Below are 803 nucleotides of genomic sequence, written 5' to 3' on the forward strand. Positions count from 1 at the left end.
ACGATCGTACGGAAATACGACAAATAGCCAAGGTGTTAAATAATTCTAAGGAGGTGTATAATTTAATCCGATTGTCGGGGAACTTTGAATTGTTAGAAAAATTAGATTTCAGAAAACTGTCGGTCTTATCAAGAATAACAAATGATCGATTGGCATTGATCAACACAAAAATAGCTTTAGAAAATAATTTAGAAACCGATAATATTCTAAATTTAGCTTTAGAAGATGTTCTTTTCGCCTTTTCTAAAATAAAACAGGAAGAAATGGTGTTGGCAGACGAGTTGAAAAATACGCTGCAAAAAACTCGTGAAATATTGGGAGGTAATTTTGATGCTAAAGATCCTGTATTTATTGCTCTTAGAGAAGAGTTAGAACGACTGTTTAAAAAACGAAATTTAAGTGAGGTGACCAAAGAAGAAATGGAAGCCAATATAAAAGCCTTGAATGAAATTTACGACAAGGCAAAAAAGTTAGAAAGAGAAAATAATTTATTAAAAGCAAAATACGATTACGACGCAAAGTATGCACGTATTCACAAACGCTTATTAGAAAAAAATCCGCTAACGGATAATGAGCGTAAGTTGTTTGAAGCTTTAAAAGGATTGAAAACAGAAGTGGACAATGAAATTCTACAGAACGCTAAAATTTTAGAAAACGAGAGTTATGTATCAAAAATGATGATGCGTTTGGTGATCAATCATGTTAAGAACAAACAGAAAATAGATATCAATGCAACCGATGTAAAACGTATTAACAACATATTGGTAAAAGAATATATCAATGAATACAATGGCGATGTAGCT

General features: G+C 31.6%; 1 pseudogene. It reads left to right on the forward strand.

Features of this window, described 5'->3' with window-relative positions:
- Positions 1 to 803 (forward strand): annotated as a pseudogene (locus tag FGM02_RS17980) (type I restriction endonuclease subunit R); the annotation flags it as partial.

It is taken from the genome of Flavicella sediminum, assembly GCF_006381105.1.
GTDB lineage: Bacteria > Bacteroidota > Bacteroidia > Flavobacteriales > Flavobacteriaceae > Flavicella > Flavicella sediminum.